The organism is Escherichia sp. 94.0001 (genome assembly GCF_013369155.2).
Taxonomy (GTDB): domain Bacteria; phylum Pseudomonadota; class Gammaproteobacteria; order Enterobacterales; family Enterobacteriaceae; genus Escherichia; species Escherichia coli_F.
This window is the reverse complement of sequence record NZ_JABWMS020000198.1, coordinates 1-807: the sequence shown is the minus strand read 5'-3', so window position 1 is coordinate 807 and position 807 is coordinate 1. Positions and strand designations below refer to the sequence as shown.

Here is an 807-nt window from a genome sequence, read left to right as displayed (position 1 = left end):
CTCATACTTAGAATTTATAAAGTGAGACGATTATAATTCCCGGTAAGAACTGATAGTGCAAAATCATCATGGCTATAGACTGAATAAATTGCGGGGAAAGAATGTATTACATCATATTTGTGATGGTTTTAGGTTTATGGATTATTGCATTCAACTACGCTAGAGCAAACAAGCTAAGTAATTTGGTAATTGTGCTTATTATTACTACTTTATTTATTATTAATAGGCAGAATCAAGACTATGAAGCGTATGTTGATATATTTAATGTCAATGAACTTTATGCCGAGATTGGTTATCGCTGGTTAATTTATGGTGTTAAGTATTTAGGCGGTACCCATGAAGTCATAATTGGCTTGCTGGGTTTATTCCTTGGGACCACATTCCTACGATTAATACAATACAGTAAGTATACAGCATTTGGTTTGCTGCTTTACATGTTGTGTCCAATGCCTATTGACATTGTTCAAATCAGGAATACATTTCTTTTTTTATTTGTCATAAATTCTCTTATCGAGTTAGAAAAAGAGCATAAATTTAACTCTCTTTGTTTTGTCTTTATGGCACCTCTTTTCCATAGTTTAGGCATTGTTTATGTATTGGCGTGGGTAATAATCCAATTTCGTACCTGGAGGGGTTATAATAAGTTAATGGTTTTTGGACTGGTGCTGTCTTTTATTGTAGTGCCACTCTTGATTAAAATGTTAATTTTATTATTTAACACTAGGACGTTACATGCATATATAGCTGATGGCATTAAGGTTCATTCTCTTATTATATGGGCAGGTCCTTATCTTTTTGATCTTTTTC

The 807-nt window shown here is 32.8% G+C and carries 1 protein-coding gene; it reads left to right on the top strand.

The window, feature by feature from the left end:
* Positions 1 to 101 precede the first annotated feature (101 nt).
* Positions 102 to 807 (top strand): O26 family O-antigen polymerase (gene wzy / locus HEN33_RS25180; RefSeq protein WP_183083526.1); only part of this gene is annotated, 706 nt, incomplete at its 3' end.